General features: G+C 66.3%; 21 protein-coding genes and 1 pseudogene. 6 read left to right on the forward strand and 16 right to left on the reverse strand.

Annotated elements, in window-relative coordinates:
* Positions 1-6: 6 nt before the first annotated feature.
* The 5 genes from M9902_RS06140 to M9902_RS06160 form a co-directional block, all read right to left on the reverse strand.
* The gene (locus tag M9902_RS06140; protein WP_297173378.1) at positions 7-1,314 is read right to left on the reverse strand and encodes an ABC transporter permease; all 1,308 of its coding nucleotides are present in this window, start codon (positions 1,312-1,314) and stop codon (positions 7-9) included.
* 136 nt (positions 1,315-1,450) lie between these two features.
* On the reverse strand, positions 1,451-2,608 hold the full coding sequence (locus tag M9902_RS06145) for an ABC transporter permease (protein ID WP_297173376.1): 1,158 nt from the start codon (positions 2,606-2,608) through the stop codon (positions 1,451-1,453).
* Between the two features lie 98 nt (positions 2,609-2,706).
* Positions 2,707-3,399: an ABC transporter ATP-binding protein gene (locus M9902_RS06150; RefSeq protein WP_297221581.1), complete on the reverse strand. Its 693-nt coding sequence runs from the start codon at positions 3,397-3,399 to the stop codon at positions 2,707-2,709.
* Positions 3,400-3,451: 52 nt separating this feature from the next.
* Positions 3,452-4,717, reverse strand: a complete 1,266-nt coding sequence (locus M9902_RS06155) for an efflux RND transporter periplasmic adaptor subunit (RefSeq protein ID WP_297221582.1) — start codon at positions 4,715-4,717, stop codon at positions 3,452-3,454.
* A gap of 47 nt (positions 4,718-4,764) precedes the next feature.
* Positions 4,765-5,109, reverse strand: coding sequence for a hypothetical protein (locus M9902_RS06160; RefSeq protein WP_297221583.1), 345 nt, complete (start codon positions 5,107-5,109; stop codon positions 4,765-4,767).
* 30 nt (positions 5,110-5,139) lie between these two features.
* Here M9902_RS06160 and M9902_RS06165 point away from each other — a divergent pair, with 30 nt between their 5' ends.
* Together M9902_RS06165 and M9902_RS06170 are read left to right on the forward strand one after the other, a co-directional pair.
* Entirely contained in the window at positions 5,140-6,357 is a 1,218-nt protein-coding gene (locus M9902_RS06165) for a sensor histidine kinase (protein ID WP_297221584.1), read from the forward strand.
* Positions 6,354-6,956, forward strand: a complete 603-nt coding sequence (locus tag M9902_RS06170; RefSeq protein WP_297221585.1) for a response regulator transcription factor — start codon at positions 6,354-6,356, stop codon at positions 6,954-6,956. The genes M9902_RS06165 and M9902_RS06170 overlap by 4 nt, the downstream gene beginning before the upstream one ends.
* 21 nt (positions 6,957-6,977) lie before the next feature.
* On the opposite strand, the gene M9902_RS06175 is transcribed toward M9902_RS06170, so the two are convergent.
* The 9 genes from M9902_RS06175 to M9902_RS06215 all read right to left on the reverse strand — a co-directional run bounded on the left by M9902_RS06175 (position 6,978) and on the right by M9902_RS06215 (position 14,918).
* Positions 6,978-7,691 carry an HAD-IA family hydrolase gene (locus tag M9902_RS06175; protein WP_297221586.1) on the reverse strand — a complete coding sequence of 238 codons (714 nt, stop codon included), beginning with the start codon at positions 7,689-7,691 and terminating at the stop codon, positions 6,978-6,980.
* An 18-nt stretch (positions 7,692-7,709) separates the two neighbouring features.
* Positions 7,710-8,087, reverse strand: a complete 378-nt coding sequence (locus M9902_RS06180; RefSeq protein WP_297221587.1) for a hypothetical protein — start codon at positions 8,085-8,087, stop codon at positions 7,710-7,712.
* Positions 8,084-8,560, reverse strand: coding sequence for a phage holin family protein (locus tag M9902_RS06185; RefSeq protein ID WP_297221588.1), 477 nt, complete (start codon positions 8,558-8,560; stop codon positions 8,084-8,086). Before M9902_RS06185 ends, M9902_RS06180 begins: the two co-directional genes overlap by 4 nt.
* Positions 8,561-8,568: 8 nt before the next feature.
* Complete coding sequence (locus M9902_RS06190; protein ID WP_297170173.1) at positions 8,569-8,925, reverse strand: hypothetical protein; 357 nt, start codon at positions 8,923-8,925, stop codon at positions 8,569-8,571.
* A 97-nt stretch (positions 8,926-9,022) separates the two neighbouring features.
* The gene (locus M9902_RS06195) at positions 9,023-10,486 is read right to left on the reverse strand and encodes a trypsin-like peptidase domain-containing protein (protein ID WP_297170175.1); all 1,464 of its coding nucleotides are present in this window, start codon (positions 10,484-10,486) and stop codon (positions 9,023-9,025) included.
* Between the two features lie 206 nt (positions 10,487-10,692).
* Positions 10,693-11,517, reverse strand: a complete 825-nt coding sequence (locus M9902_RS06200) for a hypothetical protein (RefSeq protein ID WP_297170177.1) — start codon at positions 11,515-11,517, stop codon at positions 10,693-10,695.
* Positions 11,518-11,681: 164 nt separating this feature from the next.
* Positions 11,682-12,674 (reverse strand): hypothetical protein, encoded by a 993-nt coding sequence (locus tag M9902_RS06205; RefSeq protein ID WP_297170179.1) that lies wholly within the window; start codon positions 12,672-12,674, stop codon positions 11,682-11,684.
* A 52-nt stretch (positions 12,675-12,726) separates the two neighbouring features.
* On the reverse strand, positions 12,727-14,286 hold the full coding sequence (locus M9902_RS06210; RefSeq protein ID WP_297170181.1) for a hypothetical protein: 1,560 nt from the start codon (positions 14,284-14,286) through the stop codon (positions 12,727-12,729).
* 98 nt (positions 14,287-14,384) lie between these two features.
* Positions 14,385-14,918 (reverse strand): hypothetical protein, encoded by a 534-nt coding sequence (locus tag M9902_RS06215; RefSeq protein WP_297221589.1) that lies wholly within the window; start codon positions 14,916-14,918, stop codon positions 14,385-14,387.
* 120 nt (positions 14,919-15,038) lie between these two features.
* Between M9902_RS06215 and M9902_RS06220 the strand changes: the two genes are divergently transcribed.
* The 4 genes and pseudogenes from M9902_RS06220 to M9902_RS06235 all read left to right on the forward strand — a co-directional run bounded on the left by M9902_RS06220 (position 15,039) and on the right by M9902_RS06235 (position 21,211).
* Positions 15,039-17,129, forward strand: coding sequence for a winged helix-turn-helix domain-containing protein (locus tag M9902_RS06220; RefSeq protein ID WP_297170186.1), 2,091 nt, complete (start codon positions 15,039-15,041; stop codon positions 17,127-17,129).
* Positions 17,130-17,630: 501 nt separating this feature from the next.
* On the forward strand, positions 17,631-19,781 hold the full coding sequence (locus M9902_RS06225) for an adenosylcobalamin-dependent ribonucleoside-diphosphate reductase (RefSeq protein ID WP_297221590.1): 2,151 nt from the start codon (positions 17,631-17,633) through the stop codon (positions 19,779-19,781).
* Positions 19,782-20,075: 294 nt separating this feature from the next.
* Positions 20,076-20,315, forward strand: a pseudogene (locus M9902_RS06230) (hypothetical protein); the annotation flags it as partial.
* A 92-nt stretch (positions 20,316-20,407) separates the two neighbouring features.
* Positions 20,408-21,211: an NrdJb gene (locus tag M9902_RS06235; protein WP_297171558.1), complete on the forward strand. Its 804-nt coding sequence runs from the start codon at positions 20,408-20,410 to the stop codon at positions 21,209-21,211.
* On the opposite strand, the gene xth is transcribed toward M9902_RS06235, so the two are convergent.
* Both xth and queG read right to left on the reverse strand, forming a co-directional pair.
* Complete coding sequence (gene xth, locus M9902_RS06240; protein ID WP_297171560.1) at positions 21,193-21,999, reverse strand: exodeoxyribonuclease III; 807 nt, start codon at positions 21,997-21,999, stop codon at positions 21,193-21,195. The two genes, M9902_RS06235 and xth, sit on opposite strands and share 19 nt — an antisense overlap.
* Entirely contained in the window at positions 21,996-22,967 is a 972-nt protein-coding gene (gene queG / locus M9902_RS06245) for a tRNA epoxyqueuosine(34) reductase QueG (RefSeq protein ID WP_343231874.1), read from the reverse strand. The genes xth and queG overlap by 4 nt, the downstream gene beginning before the upstream one ends.
* Positions 22,968-23,070 lie beyond the last annotated feature (103 nt).

Raw genomic sequence — 23,070 nt, forward strand, 5'->3', positions numbered from 1 at the left:
GCCGGCTCAGCCCGCCCGCAGTGCCTCGGTGACCGGCAGCCGCGCCGCCCGCAGCGCCGGGAACAGACCACCCACCAAGCCAATCCCCAGCGCCCATTTCAGGCCGGTCCAGGCCAGCGCCGGAGTGACCTTGAACTGGAACACCACCTGGCTGAAGTTGTTGCCCAGGGTACTGACGGTATAGCCATTGAAACCCGCCCAAGCGATGGCGGCGCCCACCAGGCCACCCAGCAGCGCCAGCAGCAGGGTTTCCAGCATCACGGCGGTGACGACCGGCAGCCCGCGGAAGCCGATCGCGCGCAGGGTCGCGATCTCCCGCGCGCGGCCGGCGACCGCCGCGAACATGCTGTTGAGCGCGCCAAACGCCGCACCGATCGCCATGATCGCGCCGATCACCGTCCCGAGGATCGAGATCAGCTTGGTCAGCCCTTCCGACTGCTTGCCGAAATAGTCGCGGGTGGTGGCAGCGTCCAGCTTCAGCCGCGGGTCGGCGGCCAGGGCGGCCTTGAGCTGGCGGAATCCCTGCTTGCCGTCCAGCTTCAGGGTCACCGACTGGAACGCCGGGCGTTGGTAGGCCGGGCCGAGCACGTCGGCATCGGTCCACAATTCCGAATCATGCGAATCGTGGGACTCGAACACGCCGACGATGGTCCATTGCTGATTCGCCAGCTCAATGTGGCGGCCGACCTCCATGTCCCGGAACTGGCGCTGCGCGCCGCGGCCGACCACGATTTCGCGCAGTCCCGGCCGGAACTTGCGGCCTTCGACGATGCGCAGTTTCGGCCGCAGCGTCCAGCCGGCCGGGCCGATGCCGCGGAACTGGACATTGACGTCGCTGCCGTCGGATCTGCTGCTCAGGTTGACCACCTGGGACAACTCCGGTGACACCAGCGCGTGCCCGTCGCGATCCCGGGCGATGCCCGGCAGCGCAGAGATCAGCGGCACCTGGTCGCGGGTGATCACGGAATTGGTTTCTGCTTGTGCGCCTGCGCGCAACAGGATCGCGGTGTCGTCGCTGCCGGTGTGGTTGAGCGTGGCCTTGAAGCCCTCGCCCATCGCCAGCATCGCCACCAACACGCCGACCACGCCGGCGATGCCGACCACGATCACCAAGGACGCGCCCCAGCGCTGCGGCAGGCTGGCGATGCCGATCCTGGCCGCTTCCAGCGCCAGTCGCCCGCTGCGGGTCAGCAGCAGCCACAGCGCGATGAGGACGGCGACGCCGAGCACCACCGGCCAAGGCGCAATGATCCAGACGCCCAGCAGCACGGCCAGGAGGAGCACGACGAGAAGATTGGCAAGGAAGCGCTTCATGACCAAGGCCTCAAGGTTGGATCGGTTCGACGTGGGGGTGTCGACGCTGGGGCGGTGTGCGGGCGGTGCCGTTCATGGTTCGACGGGCTCACCGCGAACGGAGCAGGCCTCGCTTGGCTGCACGGCATTACCATGATCAACGTCCCGCCAGCGCATCAACAATATTCAGGCGCATGCCGCGCAGGGCCGGCAGGGCGCCGACAACGACGCCGATGGCGAGCATCAGCAGCAGCCCGAGCCACCAGGTTTCCGGCATCAGGCCGGGCAATTGCACCATGCCGCCGCTGGCGGCGCCGACGATGGGGACGATGACCGCTGCGATGGCCAGCCCCAGCACCCCGCCCAGCACCACCAGCAGCACCGATTCGGCCAGCACCAGCCACAGCACGCTGCGGTTGGAGAAACCGATCGTCTTCAGTACCGCCAGTTCGGGAATGCGTTCGCGCACCGCTTGGGCCATGGTGTTTCCGGTCAGCAGCAGCAGGGTGAAGAACACCGCGCCCATGATCGCGGTGACGATCAGGCCGATGTCGGCGAATTGCTTGACGAAGGCCTGGTTGAACGCCTGTTCGCTCTGGGTCTTGGTTTCGTGATCGGAGTTTTCGCTGAGGCGGTCGATCGCCTGCGCGATCCGGTCCGACGAGGCTCCCGGCTTGGGTTTGACCACCAGCCAGCCGATGCGGCTCTTCACATAGTCGTTGGCCTCGTCGAAATAGGTCCAGTGGAAGTACAGCGCCATTTCCTCGCCTTTGCGCTTGCTGTCGCTGACCTTGTAGATGCCGCGCAGCGTGAACGGCCAGTCGTTGCTGCCGTGGGTCGGGAAGATCGTCGCCTGCAGCGGAATGGTGTCGCCGATCTTCCAGCCGAACCGCCGCGCCAGGGTGTCGCCGACGATGGCGCCACGGCGGTCGGCCTGCCATGCCCGCAGCTGCCCGGTCGGGATCTGGTATTCCGGATACAAATCCAGAAAATCCGGGCTGACGCTGAAGTTCGGGAAGAAGTTCTTGGGGTCGCGGTAGATGCCGCCAAACCACGCGGCGTAGGCCACCTTGTCGACCCCGGGCACCGCGCGCACCTGCTCGACCAGGCTGTACGGCAGCATCTGGGTGATCGATAGCCGCGACATGGTCACCATGCGGTTGGCGCCGGCGACATCGCCGCCGGAGTTGAAGGCGACGCGCACCGAATCCAGCATCCCGAACAGCAGGAAGGCGGCCACCACCGACATCAGGGTGAGCAGGGTGCGGGTCTTGCTGCGCACCAGCGCGGCCCAGACCAGATGGAAATATTTCATGTTGCCTCCAGCTTGTCCTTCCCGCTCGCGGGAAGCTGGCGCGGAGCGCCGGATGTGGGTTGGCCCTCACCCCAACCCCTCTCCCGGGGGAGAGGGGCTCAGGCCGCGTGCGCGGCCTGTTCGACCAGCACGCCCTTGTCCAGGTGCAGGGTGTGGCTGGCGTACTCGGCGGCCTTGGGGTCGTGGGTCACCATGACGATGGTTTTGCCGTGTTCGCGGTTGAGCGTCTGCAGCAGGCCGAGGATCTCCTCCGCCGAGGCTCGATCAAGGTCGCCGGTGGGCTCGTCGCAGATCAGCAGGGTGGGGTCGGACACGATCGCGCGTGCGATCGCCACGCGCTGCTGCTGGCCGCCGGACAGTTCGTTCGGACGATGCTTGCCGCGATCCCCCAGGCCCACCAGCTGCAGCGCCACGGCCGCATTCTGCCTGCGCTGCGCGGCCGACAGCCGGGTCAACAGCAGCGGCAGTTCGACGTTCTTCTGCGCGGTCAGTGTCGGCATCAGGTTGTAGAACTGGAACACGAAGCCGACATGGTTGCTGCGCCATTGCGCCAGCTGGCCGGAGCCGAGTTGCTCGATGTGCTGGCCGGCGATTTCAATGCTGCCGGCGCTGGGCGAATCCAGCCCGCCGATCAGGTTGAGCAAGGTGGTCTTGCCCGAACCCGAGGGGCCCATCAGGGCGACGAAATCGCCCTCGGCGATGTCGAGGTCGATGCCGCGCAGCACATCGACTTTTTCCGGGCCGCGTTGGTAGGTCTTGTGCAGGTTGCGGATGCTGACGAGGGTGGTCATGGGGTGTCCTTGCAGGTCGCCTCCCGAATGGCCGGGGCGGCGGGAGGGTGCGTCATTCGGTGCTGGTATCGGCGTCGGTATCGGCATCGGTGGTGACGCGAACGCGGGCGCCATCGCGGAGTTGATCGGCTGGCTCGAGCACGACCTGATCGCCGCCGGACAGGCCGGACAGCACTTCGCGGTCATCGCCCAGGGTGCGGCCCAGCTGGACCGTGCGCATCGAGACGGTCTCGCCGGTTTGCACGAACACCACCGACTTGCCGCCGCGCTCGACAATCGCACTGGCGGGTGCCAGCACGCCCGGGTGGGCATTGGCCTGCGCCGGCTTGGCCTCATCGAGGAAGCGCACCCGCGCGCCCATGTCCGGCACCAGCCGCGGATCGCCCAGTGCGCCGAGGCTGACGCGCACCTTCACCGTCGCCTTGCCGCGATCGGCGGTCGGGATGATGGCGATGACCTTGCCCGGGATCTTCCAATCCTGATAGGCATTGAGTACGGTCTCGGTGCGCATGTCCGGCTTGACCCGGCCGATGTAGGCCTCGCCGACGTCGACCTCGACTTCCAGCGAGGCCATATCGACAATCGTGCCGATGCCGGTGCGGGTGAAACCGCCGCCGGCCGACAATGGCGAGACGATTTCACCCGGCTGCGCGGCCTTGGCAATCACCACGCCGGCGAACGGCGCACGCACGATGGTGTTGTCGATGCCGTTGTCGGCGATGCGCAGGGCGTCGCGCGCCACCTGCGCATTGTGCCGGGCGGTGGCCAGCTGCGCGCGCAGCGCATCGCGCGCCGCGATGGCTTGATCGGACTGCGCGCGTGACACCAGTTGCTGGCGCGCCAGCGCGCCCAGCCGATTGGCATCGGCCTCGGCCTGCTTGAGCTGGGCGGCCACGCCGGCGATCTGGCTTTGCGCCGCGGCCAGCTGCGCGGCGGACAGCGCGCGCTGCGCATCGGCATCGACCGGATCCAGATGCGCCAGCACCTGGCCTTCCTCGACCCGCTGGCCTTCTTCGATCAGCACGTCGCGCACCTTGCCGGTGACCTTCGCCGACACTGTGGCCATCCGTCGCGCGACCACGTAGCCGGTGGCATCGAGCACGGCCGGACCGGCGCTGCCGCTGCCACCAATGGCAGTGACCTCGGCCACTCGCACTTCAATGCCCTGGTCCTTGTGCAGCAGGAACCAGCCGCCGGCGACCAGGACCAGCGCTGCGATGACGCCCACGGCAATCCACAGCCCCGTGCGTGACTCCGGCGGCGGCGCGGCATTGCGGTCGATCTTCAGGGATTTGAGAAGGTCGGCGTTGCTGTTCATGCGGATTTCATCGAAGCGGCGGAGCAGTCATCATCGGGCAAATGCGCTCACCGTGGCGGCTGACGTCGCGCGTTGTGCAGTGCAAACAGCGCAGCGATGCCGAAGCCCGCGGCCATGCAGGCCAGCGCGATGGCGACGATCGGCTGGTCGGCCCAGAACCATTCGAGGTGGTGGGCATCGAAACGAAAGGCGGCGGCCAGAAAGCCCAGGGACAGTGTGGGGGCCAGCATTTTTCGCGGATGTGTCAGCATCGGAAGCACCTCCATCGCGGGCGACGAACCTTGGGCCAGCTTGAACGCGAAAGCGGGCGGTGTCCGCTGACACTTGTCATGCGCTGGTGATGATGGTCGGGGATGCCGCCGCGCCGCGTAAAGGAAGAACATGCGCCGCATCCTTGTTTGCAGTTGTTCTAGGATGCGTGCATGAGCCTGCTTGCCTGGTTGCAACGCCAGTTCACCCCGGCGCCGGATTCGGCGGCAGCGCAGGACGTGCGCCGCGGCAAATCGCCCTGGACCGGCGGCGTCCACCTGCTGTGGTCGCTGTGGGTGTTCTTCACCCCGCTGCTGGGTGATGGCTACGACTGGCGGTGGCTGACGCTGACCCTGCTGTCGTATCCGCTGTTCCTGTGGCTGTACGCACGGATCATCTTCGGGCCGCGTCGGCAGGGCTGGTGCCACGCGCTGGCGATGGCGGCACTCAGTCTGGTTTTGCTGCGCTGGTACCCTTCCGGGCTGAGTTATTTCGTGTTCGGCTGCGTGATGCTGCGGGTGTCCGAGCAGCGCCCGCGCCTGCTCCACTATGCCCTGCAGCTGCTGGCGATGAATATCGTGTTCGTGGCGGTGGCATGGGCGCTCGACTATCCGCCGCAATTCTGGATGTGGGTGCCGGTCATGACCTTCGTGATCGGCATGATCGTCAACGTCGAGCACGCTGCCCAGGAGAATGACGCCGCCTTGGCGCTGTCGCAGGAAGAAGTCCGCAAGCTGGCCGCGACCGCCGAACGCGAGCGCATCGGTCGCGACCTGCACGATTTGCTGGGGCATACGTTGTCGCTGATTACCCTGAAACTGGAGTTGGCGCGCAAGCTGTTCGAGCGAGACTCGGGGGCCGCGAAGCGGGAGCTGGAAGAGGCCGAACGGGTGGCGCGCGAGGCCCTGGCGCAGGTGCGCAGTGCCGTCACCGGCATCCGCGCGACCGACCTGGCGGCGGAACTCGCCTCGGCCCGGCTGCTGCTGGAATCGGCGCAGGTGCAGCTGGATTACGGCGCGCCGCCGCCGGGCCTGCCGCCCGAGGTCGAGCGCGGACTGGCGCTGGTGCTGCGTGAGGCGGTCACCAATATTGGCCGGCATGCGCACGCCGCGCAGGCGCAGGTGGAATTCACCCGCGAAGACAAGGCCGTGCAGCTGTGCATTGGCGACAACGGGCGTGGTGGCGTTGCCGTGGATGGCAATGGCCTCAGTGGCATGCGTGCCCGCGTCGCGGAATTGGGCGGCAGCTTGAGCGTCGATTCACCCCGCAATGGCGGCACGCGGCTGCTGGTGCGGGTGCCGCTGACCTGGCAGGAACCGCTGCTGCCGCTGCGCGCCGTCCCCACGGCAGGTGGATTCCAGGGCAAACCACAGGCGAAGGTGCAGGGATGATTCGCATCTTGCTCGCTGAAGACCAGGCCATGCTGCGCGGTGCGTTGACCGCGCTGCTGGGGATGGAGTCCGACCTCGAGGTGGTGGCCAATGTCGGTGACGGGGAATCGGCCTGGCGCGAACTGCAACGGCTGAAGCCCGATGTGCTGCTGACCGACATCGAGATGCCCGGCCTGACCGGGCTGGAACTGGCCCAGCGCATCGCGCGCCACGAACTGCCGATCAAGGTGGTCATCATCACCACCTTCGCCCGCGCCGGCTTCCTGCGCCGCGCGCTGGATGCCGGCGTGCGCGGCTATCTGCTCAAGGATGCGCCGGCCGAACAGCTGGCTGCCGCCATTCGCCAGGTGCACCGCGGCGGCCGGTCGGTCGATCCGCAGCTGGCGATGGAGGCCTGGGGCGAAGCCGATCCATTGACCGATCGCGAGCGCCAGGCGTTGCGGCTGGCCGGCGAAGGCCTGTCGGCTGGTGAGATCGCGGACAGGCTCAACCTCTCGCACGGCACCGTGCGCAATTACCTGTCCGAGGCGATCGGCAAGCTCGGCGTCGGCAATCGCATCGAGGCCTACCGGCTGGCGCGGCAGAAGGGCTGGCTGTAGGCGCCCGTCGGCCGGCAGGGCTCAGGCGACTTTTTTCAGCACCGCGCCGGCATCCAGCCAGTCGGCCAATGCGGTCAGCGTCGTCACCCGCAGGTCCGCAGGCGCCTGGGCCTCCGGCCACGCGTGCAGGCCGCGGTCGATCCAGCAGGTATGCAGGCCCGCATGGGCAGCACCGGCGATGTCCACGCGCGGATCGTCGCCGACGTGCAGCACTTGTTCCGGCGCGGCATCGAGCCTGCAGCAGGCATCGAGGAAGATCCCGGCATCCGGTTTCGGCGCACCGTACTCGCGTGCGGTCAATTCGAAGCGGAAGTGCGCGGCGATGCCAATCGCCGCGAGGTCGGCGTTGCCGTTGGTCAAGGCGGCGATCGGCAGGTGTGCGGCGATCCGGCGCAGGCCGTCGAGCGCGTCGGGGAAGAAATCGACCTGGTTGCGTTCGCGGAAGAAGATCGCGTAGGCGGCGCTGGCCAGTTCCGGGTCGTCGCCGCTTTCGCGCAGCGCCCGCTCGATGGTCAACCGGCGCAGCAGGCCAAGATCGTGCGCCAACTCCGGCAGATCGGTCATCACCCGCTCGCGCAGCGCCCGCATCTCGGTGATCGGGAAGCGCTCGGCGGTGCGCGGGCTGTGGGCTTCAAACCAGGCGTGCAGCGTGGTTTCGATGCGTGCACCGATCGGCGCGAACGGCCACAGGGTGTCGTCGAGGTCGAGGGTGATGGCGCGGATGGCGGGAATCACGGCGCGTGCGTCGCAGGCTCAGGGCGTGGTGACGAATGGCGCGGCGTCGCGACGCGGTGGCTCCGGCCAGACCGCAGGCCGCACGTCGTCCGCTGGCGCAGGTGGCGCTTCGGGTTCGCTCGGCGCCGACTCGCCGCGACCGAGGCCGCTGGCCGCCAGCAGCCCCGACAGCGAACGCAGCAGCGCCAGCAAGCCGCCGCTGCCGGCCAGCCGCAGCGGCTGCGCGCGCCCGCTCAGGAAGCCCGTCAGCAGTCCGGCGATCACGATCCGCTGCGGGGTCCAGCCGCTGCGCCACAGTGCGAACGTGCGTCGGCCGTGGGCCACGGTTTGCGCCCACTGCGCCTCGACGTTGCGCTCGGCGGCGCGCACCCGCGCGCGGTGGGTGTCCAGATTCATGGCGGTGGCTCCTGGCCGGGCGCAGCGTCCACGCCCGCGCCGGCATCGCCCTCCGGAAACAGGCGGGCCAACTGGCGCCGGCTGGCCTGCAATCCGGCATCGTCAAGACTGCGTCGCGCCGCGAGGCCGAAAACGACGGCCCCGACGGCCCCGAGCAGCGCCGCCAGCAACAGGGCGGCAGCCCAGGGCAGTCCCAAGGCGCGCAGGCCGGCCACCAGCGCCGCCATCAACAACAGCCAAGTGGAGATGGCCAGCGCCGAGGCCGCCACCGCAAAGACCAGCGTCCGCCCCAAGGCAGCGCGCGCCAGCGCGAGGTCGGCGGCCAGCAGCGCCCGCAGCGCCTGACCGGTGGCCAGCGCGGCGCGGACGCTCTGCTTGGACTGGTCGCCGAGCGCGTGCAGCGTGTCACCCAGTCCAGCGGCGCCCGCGCCCGTTGCCGCGCCCGGCGGCGGGGTCGGCGCTTCAGCGGTCATTGCCGGGATTACTTGTCGCCGCGACCGAGTTTGGAAATGATCCAGCCGGCCGCGAACGCGGCCCCGAAGGCCACCAGCGGGCGTTCGCGGATCAACTCGGCGGCGCTGTCGAGCAGGTCGCGGCTCTTGTCCATCAGCGCGTTCATCTGCTCGCCGGCGGCACCGCCGAGGTGTTCGGCAGCGGAAATCCCGGCCACCGCGCCGTCGGCCAGCTCCGCCTTGACCTGCGCCTTGCCGACCCGCAGCTCATCGCCCGCAGCGCCCGCCGCGCTCTTGACCGCGCTGCCGGCGGCGGTCGCCGCCTGCTTCAGATGGGAGCCGGCTTCGCCCAGATTGCTCTTGACCGCATCGGTGTGATCGCTCATCTGTCGCTTCCTCCTTGGGGTGGGGGACAAGTGTGGCACTGATCGCGTTCGCGTGCCGCATCGGGGCAGGCGAACGCGCCGGATGTTGCATGCACGTTCAGCGCATCAGCAGGTCACCGCTGGCGTTGCCGCGCAGGACGCGCAGCACCAGCCGCTGCGGCGGGGCGCTGCCGAAGCTGGCACGGAAGCCGCTCAGGTCGCTGAACCGGCCGTTGCTCGAAGCCCGCACCACGTCGCCGCGCTGCAGGTTGTTCTGGGCAGCGCGGCTGCCGCGTTCGACCGATTCCACCAGCACCCCGGTCAGCCCCTGCCGACGCAGTGATTCGGGCAACTCGGCGAAGCTGGCACCAGCCAGGCGCGGATCGAGCCGTTCGCCGCTGAGTGCCTTGGGCGCTTCGCGCAGTCCGCTGGTGATCTGCAGTGGCCGGCCGTCGCGGCGCACGTCCAAGGTGATCCGCGCATCCGGCGCCTGCAGGCCCTGGAAATTGCGCAGCGCTTCGGCATTGTCGATGGTTTCGCCGTTGGCGGCCACGATCACGTCGCCCACCCGCAGGCCGGCGGCACCGCCGGCCGACTCCGGATAGACCCGGGTGACCACCGCGCCACGCGCCTCGTCCATGCCCAGGCCCTTGGCGATCCGCGCATCGACGTCCTGCAGGTCGATACCCAGGGTGCCGCGGCGCACCACGCCGCCATGCAGCAGCTGGTCGAGGATGCGGCGGGCGAGATTGGAGGGAATGGCGAAACCCAGTCCGATGTTGCCGGCCATCGAACCACGCGGATTGAAGCTGGCGGTATTGATGCCGACCAGCTGGCCGTCGAGATTGACCAGCGCCCCGCCGGAATTGCCGGGATTGATGCTGGCGTCGGTCTGGATGAAGCTCTGGAAACCGGCGCCCGGCAGGTTGTTGCGGCCGACCGCCGAGACAATCCCCGAGGTGACGGTCTGGCCGACCCCGAACGGGTTGCCGATCGCCACCACGAAGTCGCCGATCTGCAGTTGATCGCTGTCGGCCAGCGGGATTTCCGCCAGCGCCACGCCGGGCAAATCTTTTGCCGGGATGCGCATCAACGCGATGTCGGTATCGGGGTCGGAGCCGACGAACTCGGCGTCGATGGTGCGGCCATCGGCCAAGGTCACCTGCACCGCGTCGGCATTTTCCACCACGTGGTTGTTGGTCAGGATCAGTCCGCGCCTGGCATCGACGATCACCCCGGAGCCCAGCGAGCGGGCGATGCGCTCCTGCGGGATGCCGAAGATGCGACGGAACACCGGATCGTCGCCGAACGGCGTGTTCACCCGTACCACCTGGCGGGTGTTGACGCTGACCACCGCCGGCAGCACCCGATGCAGCATCGGCGCCAGCGACGGCATCGGGGTGCGGGCGACGGCGGCGACCGGGGGCGCGGCGGCAGGCGTGCCTGCCTGCGCGACGACCGCCGGCGGCGGCGCGGCCGAGGCAGGCCGGTCGACCAGCAGATTCAGGCCGGTTGCGGCAAAGGCGCCGAACGCGGCGGCGGCGGACAGGGCCAGCAAGGTGCGGGTGGCGGTGGTCGTCATGACGTGATCGGCTCGGTATGCGGCAATGCGAACAAGTGTTGCCGGAGATCATGCAATCGCTGCTGAAGGCCGGCGTCGCCGGGCGCCTGCAAGTCTTCGGTCGCAGGCTGCATTACACCCGGCGGCAGCGCGCCTGTCGAGCCATGCGGGAGCGGTCGTCTTCGGAGGATCGGGAAGCTCGAAAGGAAGACTCGGATCCCGCAGGGCTACAGCGCTCTCCGGCCCGCCGGCAGGCAGTGTTCAGGGTATGCAGGCTCGGGGGCGGATCCCGCTGGCGCACGGCGGGAAATCACCATCGGCTCATCGGCAAGCACCGTCCCGGAACGATCGTCCAGATGCACCTTGCGCGACAGAAGAAGCGAGTGTGGCCTTGAGGTCGACACCGCAACGATCCAAGCCAAGGCCGGGTGCGCAGCGCGCGCCGGGAAGATCTCCAGTTCCGCCACGCCGGCCCTGAAATCGCTTTCCGGCAGTTGCGCCCGCGCGGCAACACAGGCGCGGGCACGCGCTGCGGCCGCCTCGGCGGAAAGCCGCGGACGGGTCGAAACCCGGAACGCGCCCACCACGTAATTGCCCGAGGTGGAGGTCAGGCGCCCCCCGGAATCGAAGTGCGCATCCCAGGCGGACAGGTATACCGGCACGCCGTTCACCGACTGCACAAAACGCAGATGCGTGGATCCATCCGCGGGGGCTTCTCGTCGTGCGACCACCCATTCGCGCCTCGGATCGTGCATGCCGAAGATGCGCCGGTGCGCAGACAGGAACGCGAGGGCAGCTTCGGCAGGGCTGTCCGCCGCCGGCAGCGGGTAGGGGCCGTTCTTCGGGAAAGCGAAGGTGATGGTCCTGTCGGTCGGATTCGTGGAAACAATCCAGGCCGCTCCGGTCGCTTGCTCCAAAGCGATTCGCGCCGTTTCGTCCGGATTCTGGTCCGCGCCGGAGCTGCTCGCGGCCGCACCGACCAATGCAGCCGCGAGCACCGCCCGGAGCTGGCGCTTGCGATCCGTTTTCACCCGGGGTTCACTCCAGTTCACGCCACCTCCTCCCCATGACCACTCACCGCGACCGGACCGTCGTTCCCGCGAAAGCAACAGTCTCCCCCGGCCTCGATGCGCCAACCGCACGCCCATCGAGCGAATATGCCGCTTCCCTCTGCGCCTCCATGGCGCGCGGCAAAGCCCGGTGGACCGCGCTTGTCTCAATGGGACTTGCGCCGGGACCGCGCCAGGCGATTTTCTTCCCTGACCTGTGCCCGAACCGACGGCACCACGCAGACGGTATCGCCTTCATAGGCCTCGCGCCAGACGAACCCGCTGACGCAGGTTTCCGGGCCATACGCGCCAGCGGGATTGCGACGCGACGCGGCGAGCCGGTTTTCCTGGGCGGCACGCTGGCGCGATTGCGGCGTCACGCAAACATGATCGCTCGCGCGCGCCTCGCGCCAGACATAACCGCTCAGGCAAGTGTCGCGGGGCTGCCTCTGCCCGAGCACGCGGATCTCCCTCTCCGCAGGGCCGGGCTGTACAGGCCGTGCGAGCGCCGCGTCCACGCCCACGTTTGGCGTGACATCGGCAATACGCGCATTCTGCTGGCGTTCGGAGGCGAGCGGCGACATGTTCACCACCTCCCGGTGCAGCTCAACCGGCGGTGCCGGCCTGGATGGATCGAGCGCGCCACGGGGAAGCATCACGATTTCCTGGCACTCCAGTTCACTCTTCATGAACCAGCTGGTACGTGCGTTCGGCCGCTCGAAGGGGTAGTTGTTTCCCTGAACTTCGCCGTGGGCGCTGATCGTCCCTTCGTAGATTCCATTCTCGTCATACTTGTCTGTCCAGCACCAGACCGGGATCAAACCGTCGTACTTGAGACAGGTTTTCTGCTTCAACTGGTACCAGCTCACGCGGAAATGAAACCGGTCCCCATCGATATAACCTTCGAGCGGCCCGGCGATCTCGTGTCCGAAACTGGTCGAATAAAATCGCGCCTGACCGGTCAACTTGTTTCCCTCCCGCACCAGATGCAGCGCGACGTCGATCGCGTTCGACTGTCGGATCACGTAGTCGCCCTCGATTTCCCAGTACGGACATTGCGCAGCTGCGGCAGGTACCGCGCACAGGATTGCAGCCGCAGCGACGAGGCTTCGCATGAACATGGCGTTCTCTCCAGATTCGTGGACGTGTGGTTGTTGCATGGAGACATGCTTGCAATCCCCTTGCGATGCCTGATGTTCAGCTGAAAAACCATCAGTGCAGTATCGGCCCCTGGTACGCCGAATTCGTTCCGTTCACCCTCAAAACACTGCCATTGCCGACAAGGCAGGATTCAATGTGGTAGCCCGCCGGAATACGGGCCGCTTCAGCATTCAGGCTGGACAAGCTGGCAACTATTCCATCGAACCGGAAATTGCGATTCTGCGTCAGCTGCGCGGCCAGGTTGTTGCCGCTGAAATATCTGACGACATCGTTTGCAGCAAGCAGCACGTCGCCCGTGAAATTTTGCGAATCCAGCTTGATCCCGGACAGCCCGAGCGTCACTGGCCCAAGCCCCATGGGGTCACCGCTGTTCCGAGGCAGCCGAATCTGGGCGGATGCCGCGAGATCGAAGTCGATGGAAAATCCGGGATCGGAATCGGATCCGAGTATGGTCGGCGTCGTTACGTAAAACCTGAACAGATTTCTTGGCAGCAGCATGCGCACAGTGATGGTGTCGGCGCACATGGTGGAAACCTGGGCTCGGAAGCTGCAATTCTGCGTCATCTGCATTTTCGCATCGGAGCGTATGCTGAAACCCTGCATATGAGGATTGACGGCATTTCTCACAAGATCCTTCACCGCGGTGTTGATCTCGTCGAGGGCCTGTCTGTACAACGTGCAAACGCTGTTTTCGCTGAGGAATGTCGCATCCCTTCCCCGCACGGCGTTCTGGACGGAAATTTCCACCCCGGTGACAAGGATCGAGTCGAAAATTCCGGGCCGCGCATCGTTGGTACGGATCACTTCACCCGATTTCTTGATCTGTATGCCGGTATCTTGCGACCACAGGATATAGCCCCGCTCGAAATTCGAGCGCCGGAATTTCCCATCCTGGAATTCGTCACTGGTCGGATAGCCAAGATCCCCGCGCTCCCAGCCGCCACGCGCCCAGGCGTCCCTGATCAGTCCATAAACCGCATGCGCCCCGGTTTCCGGCGTCCAGTAGATGGATGATTCCGGCTTTCCCGGTTGATGCACGGCACGGAAATGATTGAACCGACCGCGCTGATCCGGAGTCGTTGTCTCGTCGGTAATCGGGTAGCCATATTCCGTCTGGCCAAGTTCGGCGAACTTTCGTGCGATGGCGCCGCGAACTTCAAAAGCCTCGCCGATTTCCGGGTGCCAGAATATAAGGCCATTCTTGAAATTATGGAGACGACCGCCATACGGTGCAGAGACTTCGCTGCCCACAGGACTGCCCAACGGCCCATTGCGCCCGCCGAGGATCTTGAATTTTTCCCCGATCTTTCCGGTCGGGTCGAGAGTTATTGGATGCGGAATCAGGACCCTCGGCTGGGCTTGCCGAGCGCCGGCCGGGCTTTCCAATTCTTCTGCCCGCCTCCGGACGTCGCCAACTCTGGATTGCTCCGCCGCCGCGATGGAGGGGCTGCTGCTTATTCTGTTCTCGGCAGTAATTGCAGTGCTTTGACCCGGTCGAGTATCCATGGGATCGACACCGGAATCCATTGGCAGACCCGATGCCATCCTCGGAAACGACAACATCGCCAGAATGAAGAATGCCGGCACGGCGGCTCGCGACTGCAAGTTCATGGTGTCCCTCATTTCAGATCGAATTGGCTGAGCCCCTCCCGGCAGGGAGGGGCTTGTCGCCCGCCGTCGCACCTGCGGTTCGACGGAATTGATCCCGCCTACAACCGCGTCGCGCTTTCCGAGCCGCAGAATTCCGCGTACTTGCTGCCGTCGGCGAAGTAGCGGGTGGCGTGAACCGGGCCGCCCATCTGCTTGCCGTCGGCACTCATGATCACGTTGCTGCGGTGGATGTGCTGATAGCCGTTGTAAACGCCATCCACATACCAGTTGAAGCGGATGTCCAGCGTGTACTGGCCGGTGCGCGGGCTGTAGCTCCAGGTGCCCATGCCGGGGCCGCGCTGGTTGTTGCCGGGCACGCCCTGGAAATTGGGAATGCCGGAGATCGGCATGACGTTGGTCTCCGACAGGGTGCCGCCGGAGTGGTAGGCGATGGTAGCCCGGATGTTGTTGGTCGGGGAGCCGCTGCAGGGGCCGACGCTGACCACGGCAGTCCACAGGCCGACGATGCTGTTGGCGGGCAGCTGCAGCATGCCGGTGCTCTGCGGGTCGTGGTTGGCCGCGTCGGCAGGCGTGACAAGAAGGTTCAGACAGGCGGCCGCGGCAGCCGCGATGGCAATCCTGGACAGGGACATGGTGGTGCTCCTTGAGTCAAGTGGGGGGATTCCCCCGTCGGGTGAAGCACCCCGACCTTGCGACCTGCCCTCCGGAAAACGCATGCAATTCCGCTGAAAAAACATGAAATGATGTGAAAGATGGAAAAGATGCCGCGCTACTACCGGTTCGAGGGCTACGCACTCGACACCCTGCGTCGCGAGCTGCGCGATTCCGACGGCGCCCTGGTGCCGCTGACCGCCAAGGCCTTCGATGTCCTGTGCGCCCTGATCGAACGGCACGAGGCGGTCGTCGGCAAGGAGGCCCTGCTCGCGGAGGTCTGGCCCGGCCGGGTGGTGGAGGAAAACAACCTGACCCAGGCGATCGCAGCGCTGCGCCGCGCGTTCGGCGTCAACGCGCACGACCGTCGCTTCCTCCTCACCGTGCCGGGGCGCGGCTACCGGTTCGTGGCCACCTTGACTGAAGACGCGGAGGCGTCGTCGATTGCACCAGCCCCGGCACCAACCGTTGCCCCGGAACGGGTGCCAACCCCGGAACACGCCGGGGAACAGGCATCGGATCCGCTTCCGGAGCTGGAGCCAGTCGCGGTACCCGCAAACGAAGCGGGCACGGGTCCGGACGGCCAGCCGAGGCCGACACCGGCCACGTCGCAACGCTCGCATCGCCATCTCTTGCTGTTTGCAGGGGCGCTGTTGATCGCCACCATCGCGGGTGCCGGGTGGCTCTGGCAGCGTGCGTCACCGCCCGCTGCGGGTTCAGTCGTGAAGCCGATCGCGGCCCCGGTGGCGCCGGCAGGCAGCATCGCCGTGCTGCCGCTGGTGAACGCGAGCCAGGACCGGGAACAGCAATTTTTCTCCGACGGGCTCAGCGAGAACCTGATCAACACCCTGTCGAGCTTCGATGGCCTGAAGGTGATCGGGCGCAGTTCCTCGTTTCGTTTCCGCGACAGCCGGGAGGGCAGTCACGCGATCGGGGCCAAACTCGGCGTCGCCTATCTGCTGTCCGGCAGCGTCCAGCGGATCGACGATCATGTCCGGGTTTCGATCGAAGTGGTCGATACCGCCGACGGCCACACGCTGTACGCACAACGATTCGACCGGCCCTACAAGGACCTGTTCGCCCTGCAGGACGACATCGCACTGGCGGTGGCGGGCGCGCTGCTCGGCAGGCTGCCGCACGTGCACAGCATGGTCGGCGTGGTCGAATCGGGGCATCCGGCCAGCGGCAATCTCGAGGCCTACAACGCCTTCCTGCGCGGCGCGCACGCGATACTGGGCAACACCCGCAAGGCGATCGAGCATTTTGCCGAGGCGGTCCAGCTGGATCCGGAGTACGCGCAGGCCTGGCTTTGGCTGGGCTTCAGTCGCGCCATCAGCGCCCGCTATCTGGAGCAGGGCGAGGCCCTGCGTGCGACCTGCGCGCAAGCGCGCGAGGAAATCGAAACCGCGATCCGGCTGGCCCCGGAGTATGGATTGGGCTATTCCGCGCTGGCGGTTCAGCGCACCTCCTGCGATTACGACTGGAAAAGCGCGCTGGATCTCTTCGACAAGGCCCTGCCCCGGGTCTCGGTCACCAGTCCCGTCCATGGCCAGTACAGCCGCTTGCTGGCGTCGCTGGGCCGGGTGAACAAGGCGATCGCCGAGCGCAACCGGCATCTCGCCGCCGATCCGCTGACCGAGGACGGCATCTATTGGTTGTTCCTCATGCAGGCATCGCTCGGGCGTCTGGACGACGCCGAATCCAGTCTGCACCGGTTGCAGGAGCTGTCGGCACCGGAAGACGTCGCCTGGTATTCCGACGAACAATCGTACTTGTCGCTGCTCCGCGGCGATCCGGCAACCGCGTTGGCGCAGGCCCAGGCCATTCCGCCGGGCAGCGTGCGGGATCGGGCGGTGGCGCTGGCGCTGCAGGCCGGCGGCAATGTCGGCGAAGCCGATGCCGCCTTGCGGCGCCTGATCGAAAACGACGGCAACACGACAAGTGGCAGTTATTACATCGCTCGCGCCTATGCGCTGCGTGGCGATGCCGATGCCATGTTCGAGTGGCTGGAGCGCGACTGGACGAATCACGGCGTCGCCGCCTACCAGATCCTGTTCGACCCCCTGCTGCTGCGTTTCCGCAACGATCCCCGCTTCGCCGCGTTTTGCGCCAGGGCGGGATTGCCCGCCGCGGAGACCAGCGAGGCGTTGGGCATCGACCGGATTCAGGCGCTCGGTCGCGGCGGACATTGAACCGCGACGAGGCGATTTTCCGGCGGCCGAATGTGCCGCTGGCGTCACATTCGATTCCGCAATGCAGCATCGCTCCCATTCAGTTTTCTGCGTTCCGCCGCTGCCGACTCCCGGAACCCCGCGCCGCAGGCCGGTGTCAGCCAGGGACGCCGAAATGCAAGCCGGCTGGGGCGAATTTTCGCGTTGACTCCGATCGACGGCGTGGTAAGGTCATCCCGGTTGAAGCCACAACATGTTGTGGTCGCAAGTGCGGGCAAGCCCAAGGGCTACGGTTTCGGGGTGACCTGGGGGATGGCTTCCTGTTGGGAGCGGGCGGCATCGAGGGCGGCGCCGACGCGGGGAATCCAGGGGTGGCGGCAAGGGGGCCACACGGCCGCGGTTTGCGCGGTCACGGCAGCGCCATCGCGTCCCGGTGACGATGCGACCGGCAAGTACAGGAACGAGCACCAACACGGACGCGGCACACTGGCGCGAGTACAACGATCAGGAGCAACAACGAACATGAGCAGGGCGAGGCTGGAAGCGGTGGCCACGGAAGCAAACCAGGATATCCCGATGCAGCCGGCATCGGTGGACATCTGGGACAAGAAATACCGCCTCAAGACCAAGCGCGGCGTCGCCCTCGACGCCGACATCGACGGCACCTACCAGCGCGTCGCCAAGGCGCTGGCCGAGGCCGAGCCCACCGTCGAGTTGCAGCAGTACTGGCAGGAGCGCTTCACCTGGGCGCTGCGGCGCGGCGCGATCCCGGCCGGGCGCATCACCTCCAACGCCGGGGCGCAGGAGCACAAGCCGGCCACCTCGACGATCAACTGCACCGTCTCCGGCACCATCACCGATTCGATGGACGGCATCCTCGAAAAGGTCCACGAGGCCGGCCTGACCCTGAAGGCCGGCTGCGGCATCGGCTACGAGTTCAGCACCCTGCGCCCGCGCGGCGCGTTCGTGGCCGGCGCCGGTGCCTACACCTCCGGGCCGATGTCGTTCATGGACATCTTCGACAAGATGTGTTTCACCGTCTCCTCGGCTGGCGGTCGCCGTGGCGCGCAGATGGGCACCTTCGACGTCAGCCATCCGGACGTGAAGGACTTCATCCGCGCCAAGCGCGAGGACGGGCGGCTGCGCCAGTTCAACCTGTCGCTGCTGATCACCGACGGCTTCATGCAGGCGGTGGAGGACGACGCCGACTGGCCGCTGGTGTTCCCGATCAACGCCAAGGAGCGCGGCGACATCGCGCTGGACGATGCGACGCAGGTGGCCTGGCGCGACTGGCCGCTGCACGAGAACTACATCGTCCGCGACGACGGCCTGGTGGCCTGCAAGATCTACGGCCACATCAAGGCGCGTCACCTGTGGGACATGATCATGGTCTCGACCTACGACTACGCCGAGCCGGGCTTCATCCTGATCGACCGCGTCAACGCGATGAACAACAACTGGTGGTGCGAAACCATCCGCGCCACCAACCCCTGCGGCGAGCAGCCGCTGCCGCCCTACGGCGCCTGCCTGCTGGGCTCGGTCAACCTCACCAAGTTCGTGCGCCATGCCTTCACCGAGCAGGCCGAGTTCGACTGGGAGGAATACAAGGAAGTGGTGCGCGTGTTCACCCGCATGCTCGACAACGTGGTCGAGGTCAACGGCTTGCCGCTGCAGCGCCAGCGCGACGAGATCGCGCGCAAGCGCCGCCACGGCATGGGCTTCCTCGGCCTGGGCAGCACCCTGACCATGTTGCGGATGAAGTACGGCAGCGCGGAAAGCTGCGAGTTCACCGAGGCCATCGCCCGCGAAATGGCGGTGGCCGGCTGGGAAACCGGGCTGGCGCTGGCGCGCGAGAAAGGCCCGGCGCCGATCATGGACGAGGCCTTCGAGGTGACCGCCGAGATGCTGCGCAAGCGCCCGGAAATGGCGAAGGATGGCTGGAAGGTCGGCCAGCAGATCGAAGGCCGGGTGCTGCACGCGCGCTACAGCCGCTACATGCAGCAGGTGGCCAAGGTCGCGCCGGAGCTGGTGGACGAGCTGGCCGAGGTCGGCTGCCGCTTCACCCACCACAGCTCGATCGCGCCCACCGGCACCATTTCGCTGAGCCTCGCCAACAACGCCAGCAACGGCATCGAGCCGAGCTTCGCCCACCACTACAGCCGCAACGTGATCCGCGAAGGCAAGAAGTCCAAGGAAAAGGTCGACGTCTATTCCTTCGAGCTGCTGGCTTACCGCGAGCTGGTGAACCCGAAGGCGATGCCGTTCTCCGACGATGCCGCGACCCGGCTTCCGGAGTATTTCATCAGCGCCGACGACATCAGCCCGAAGGAACACGTCGACGTGCAGGCGGCGGCGCAGATCTGGGTGGATTCATCCATCTCCAAGACCGCCAACGTCCCCACCGACTATCCCTACGAGGATTTCAAGGACATCTACCGCTACGCCCACCAGAAGGGGCTGAAGGGCTGCACCACCTTCCGCTTCAACCCGGCCGCCTTCCAGGGCGTGCTGGTCAAGGAATCCGACCTCGAAAACACCACCTACCGGTTCGAACTGGACGATGGCACGGTGATCGAGGCCAAGGGCAATGAGCAGATCGAATACGACGGTGAGCTGCATACCGCCGCCAATTTGTTCGACGCCCTGAAAGAGGGCTATTACGGGAAATTCTAGGGGCGCTGCGGGCGGTTGCGCCCGCCGCGCACGACGGCGCTTTCGGGTATAGCATCGCGGCGTGGGATCAGCCCACGAGGCCCCGCAAGGAGAGGGCACATGAGCAACGGAAATCAGGTTGTCAATGCGTTGTCCGATGCCGTTGAGAGCGGCAAGGAAAAGTTGGCGGAAGTGCGCGAGGCGGCATCGGTAGCCGCGAACCAGACGCTCGAGAAGGTCAAGAAAGCCACCACGCGGGCGAAGAACGCGGCCGGCGCGGCCAAGAAGGCCGTGGAGAAGAAGGTCGCCACCGCCAAGCAGAAGCTCACCGCCGCCGGCGCCGACGCGCGCAAGCAGGCGCAGACGCTCAAGGACAAGGTGGCCGGCAAGAAGGCCGCGAAGAAAGCGGTGAAGAAGGCGCCGGCGAAGAAGGCGGCGGCAAAGAAGGCCGTGGCCAAGAAACCCGCGGCAAAAAAAGCACCGGCCAGCAAGGCCCCGGCAAAGAAAGCACCGGCCAAGAAAGCGGCAAAGAAAGCGGCAAAGAAAGCCGCGAAGAAGTAGGCCATTTCCAACCGTCCGCCCGGCAGCGCGCCGGGCGGGCGCCCGGTTCATCCACAGCAACAGCACCTAGGCAGGTTCCAGGTTCCATGACCGTCAGGATCACGAAGAAAATCAAGGGCTATTCCGTCGTCACGCCGGAAGATCGGGCGCGTGCGGCGGAAGATGCGATGGACGCGGTGGTGGAGACGGAAGACAACGTCATCCACATGCACGAGCGCATCGAGCGCCCGGAAGTCCTGATCGGCTCCACCTACAAGATCAAGTCGCCGCTGGTCGAGCACGCGATGTACGTCACCATCAACGACATCGTGCTCAACGCCGGCACCGAACACGAGCTGCGCCGCCCGTTCGAGATCTTCATCAACTCCAAGTCGATGGAGCATTTCCAGTGGATCGTGGCGCTCACCCGGATCATGTCGGCGGTGTTCCGCAAGGGCGGCGACGTCACCTTCATCGTCGATGAAATGAAGGCGGTGTTCGACCCGCGCGGCGGCTACTTCAAGGCCGGCGGCGTCTACATGCCCTCGCTGGTGGCCGAGCTGGGCAGCATCATCGAAGAGCACCTCAAGTCGATCGGCCTGTTGCACGACCCGGACATGAGCGATGCCCAGCGCGCGTTGATCGCCGAGAAGCGCCGCGCCTACGAAACCCGCTCAAAAAAAAACGCTGAAAATCGCCCGCTAGGCGCCGGCACCGCCGGCGAGATGGGGGGCTCGATGCTGGAGGAAGATGGCCGCGCGGATGCCGACGACGAGGCGGTTGCCATCACCGGCGAAGGCACCAGCTTCCCGCCCTCGGCCAGCATGTGCCACAAGTGCAGCACCAAGGCGACGGTGCTGATGGACGGCTGCGCCACCTGCCTGAACTGCGGCTACAGCAAGTGCGGATGAGGCGTTTGCGAACCTGAAAGACCGGCCAGCTGCACCCACGCCGGCGTGTGATCGCTGGGGCGCTCCCAGCCGCGCGGCGTCTTGTCGATGCCCGCCGCGTTGACGTGCGTTTTCAGCGCATCCGACACCAGGGTCAGGTCGATCCGCAGACCCAGGTTGCGGCGGAACGCCGCCTGCCGGTAATCCCACCAGCTGAACATCGCCGCATCGTCGTGCAGCAGGCGCAGGCCATCGTGCAGACCCAGCGCCAGGAGCTGCTTCAGCGCATTGCGCTCGGCGGTCGAAGTGAGAATGTGATCATCGTTCCACACCGCGGCATCGGGCACGTCGCGGTCGTCCGGCGCGATGTTGAAATCGCCCAGCACGACGAGGCGCGGATGCGCCTTCAATTCATCGGCCAGCCAGCCGTGCACCGCATCCAGCCAGCGCAGCTTGTAGCTGTATTTGTCGGTGCCCACGTCCTGCCCGTTGACCACGTACAGATTGACCACGCGCACGCTGCCCACCGTGGCGGCAATCGCCCGTGCCTGCGAATCATCGAAGCCCGGGATCGCGATTTGCACGTCGCCGATGGACTCACGCGCCAGGATTGCCACCCCGTTGTAGGTCTTCTGCCCGTGGAACACGCTGCGATAGCCGGCTTCCGCCAGCGCGTCATCGGGGAATCGGTGGTCTTCCAACTTGGTTTCCTGCAAACCCACCACGTCCGGCTGGAATTCGCGCAGCCAATCGAGCAATTGCGGCAAGCGTACGTTGAGTGAATTGACGTTCCAGCTGGCGATTTTCATGGGAGGATTCCATTGGCTTCCCGGTGCTTTTCATCCTGCTGCGCCAGCGCCCACAACACATGTTCGCGCACCACCTCGGAAGGGTGGTCGAGGCGGGTGTTGAGGGCCGCGACCACGTCCGGTGCGTAGGCGGCGTTGCCCAGGGCAATTGCGATGTTGCGCAGCCAGCTTTCGTAGCCGGCGCGGCGGATCGACATGCCTTCGGTTTTGGCGAGGTAGGTGGCTTCGTCCCAGGCGAACAGGTCGGCCAGCTGCGGGCCTTCCAGGCCGCTGCGTGGGGCGAAGTCGGCTTCCATGGTGATCTGGGCGTATTTGTTCCACGGGCAGACCAGCTGGCAGTCGTCGCAGCCGAAGATGCGGTTGCCCATCAGCGGCCGCAGTTCTTCATCGATCGAGCCCTTGTGCTCGATGGTGAGGTAGGCGATGCAGCGGCGGGCGTCGAGCTTGTAGGGTGAGACAATGGCGCCGGTGGGGCAGGCGGTGATGCAGCGGGTGCAGCTGCCGCAGTAGTCGGGCACCGGGGCGTCGATGGGCAGCGGCAGGTCAGTGAGGATTTCGCCGAGGAAGAAGTACGAGCCGGCGCTGCGTGAGAGGGTGAGGGTGTGCTTGCCGCGCCAGCCCAATCCGGCTTTCTGCGCCAGCGGTTTTTCCATGATCGGCGCGGAATCGCAGAAGGCGCGGTAGCCGAACGGACCGACGTGGGCCTGGATGCGGTCGGCGAATTTCTGCAGGCGCTTGCGCAGGACCTTGTGGTAGTCGCGGCCCAGAGCGTAGCGCGAAATGTAGGCCTTCCGATCGTCCTTGAGCACCTCCCAGGCCTGTTTGATGTTGGCTTGGGCGAAATTCATGCTCACGCAGATGGCGCGGATGGCGCCGGCGTGCAGGGTGTCCGGGTGGCTGCGCATGTGGGCGCGGTCTTGCAGCCACGTCATGCTGCCGTGGTGGCCGGCGGCAAGGTATTCGTGCAGGACCGACTTCGGCCTCGCTCAGGTCAAGGGAGTAATGCCGATGTCCTGGAAACCGAAGTCCACCGCCCAGCGCTTGATGTTGGCGGCGAGCTGGGCGTAATCG

The organism is Thermomonas sp., from assembly GCF_023953935.1.
Lineage (GTDB): Bacteria > Pseudomonadota > Gammaproteobacteria > Xanthomonadales > Xanthomonadaceae > Thermomonas.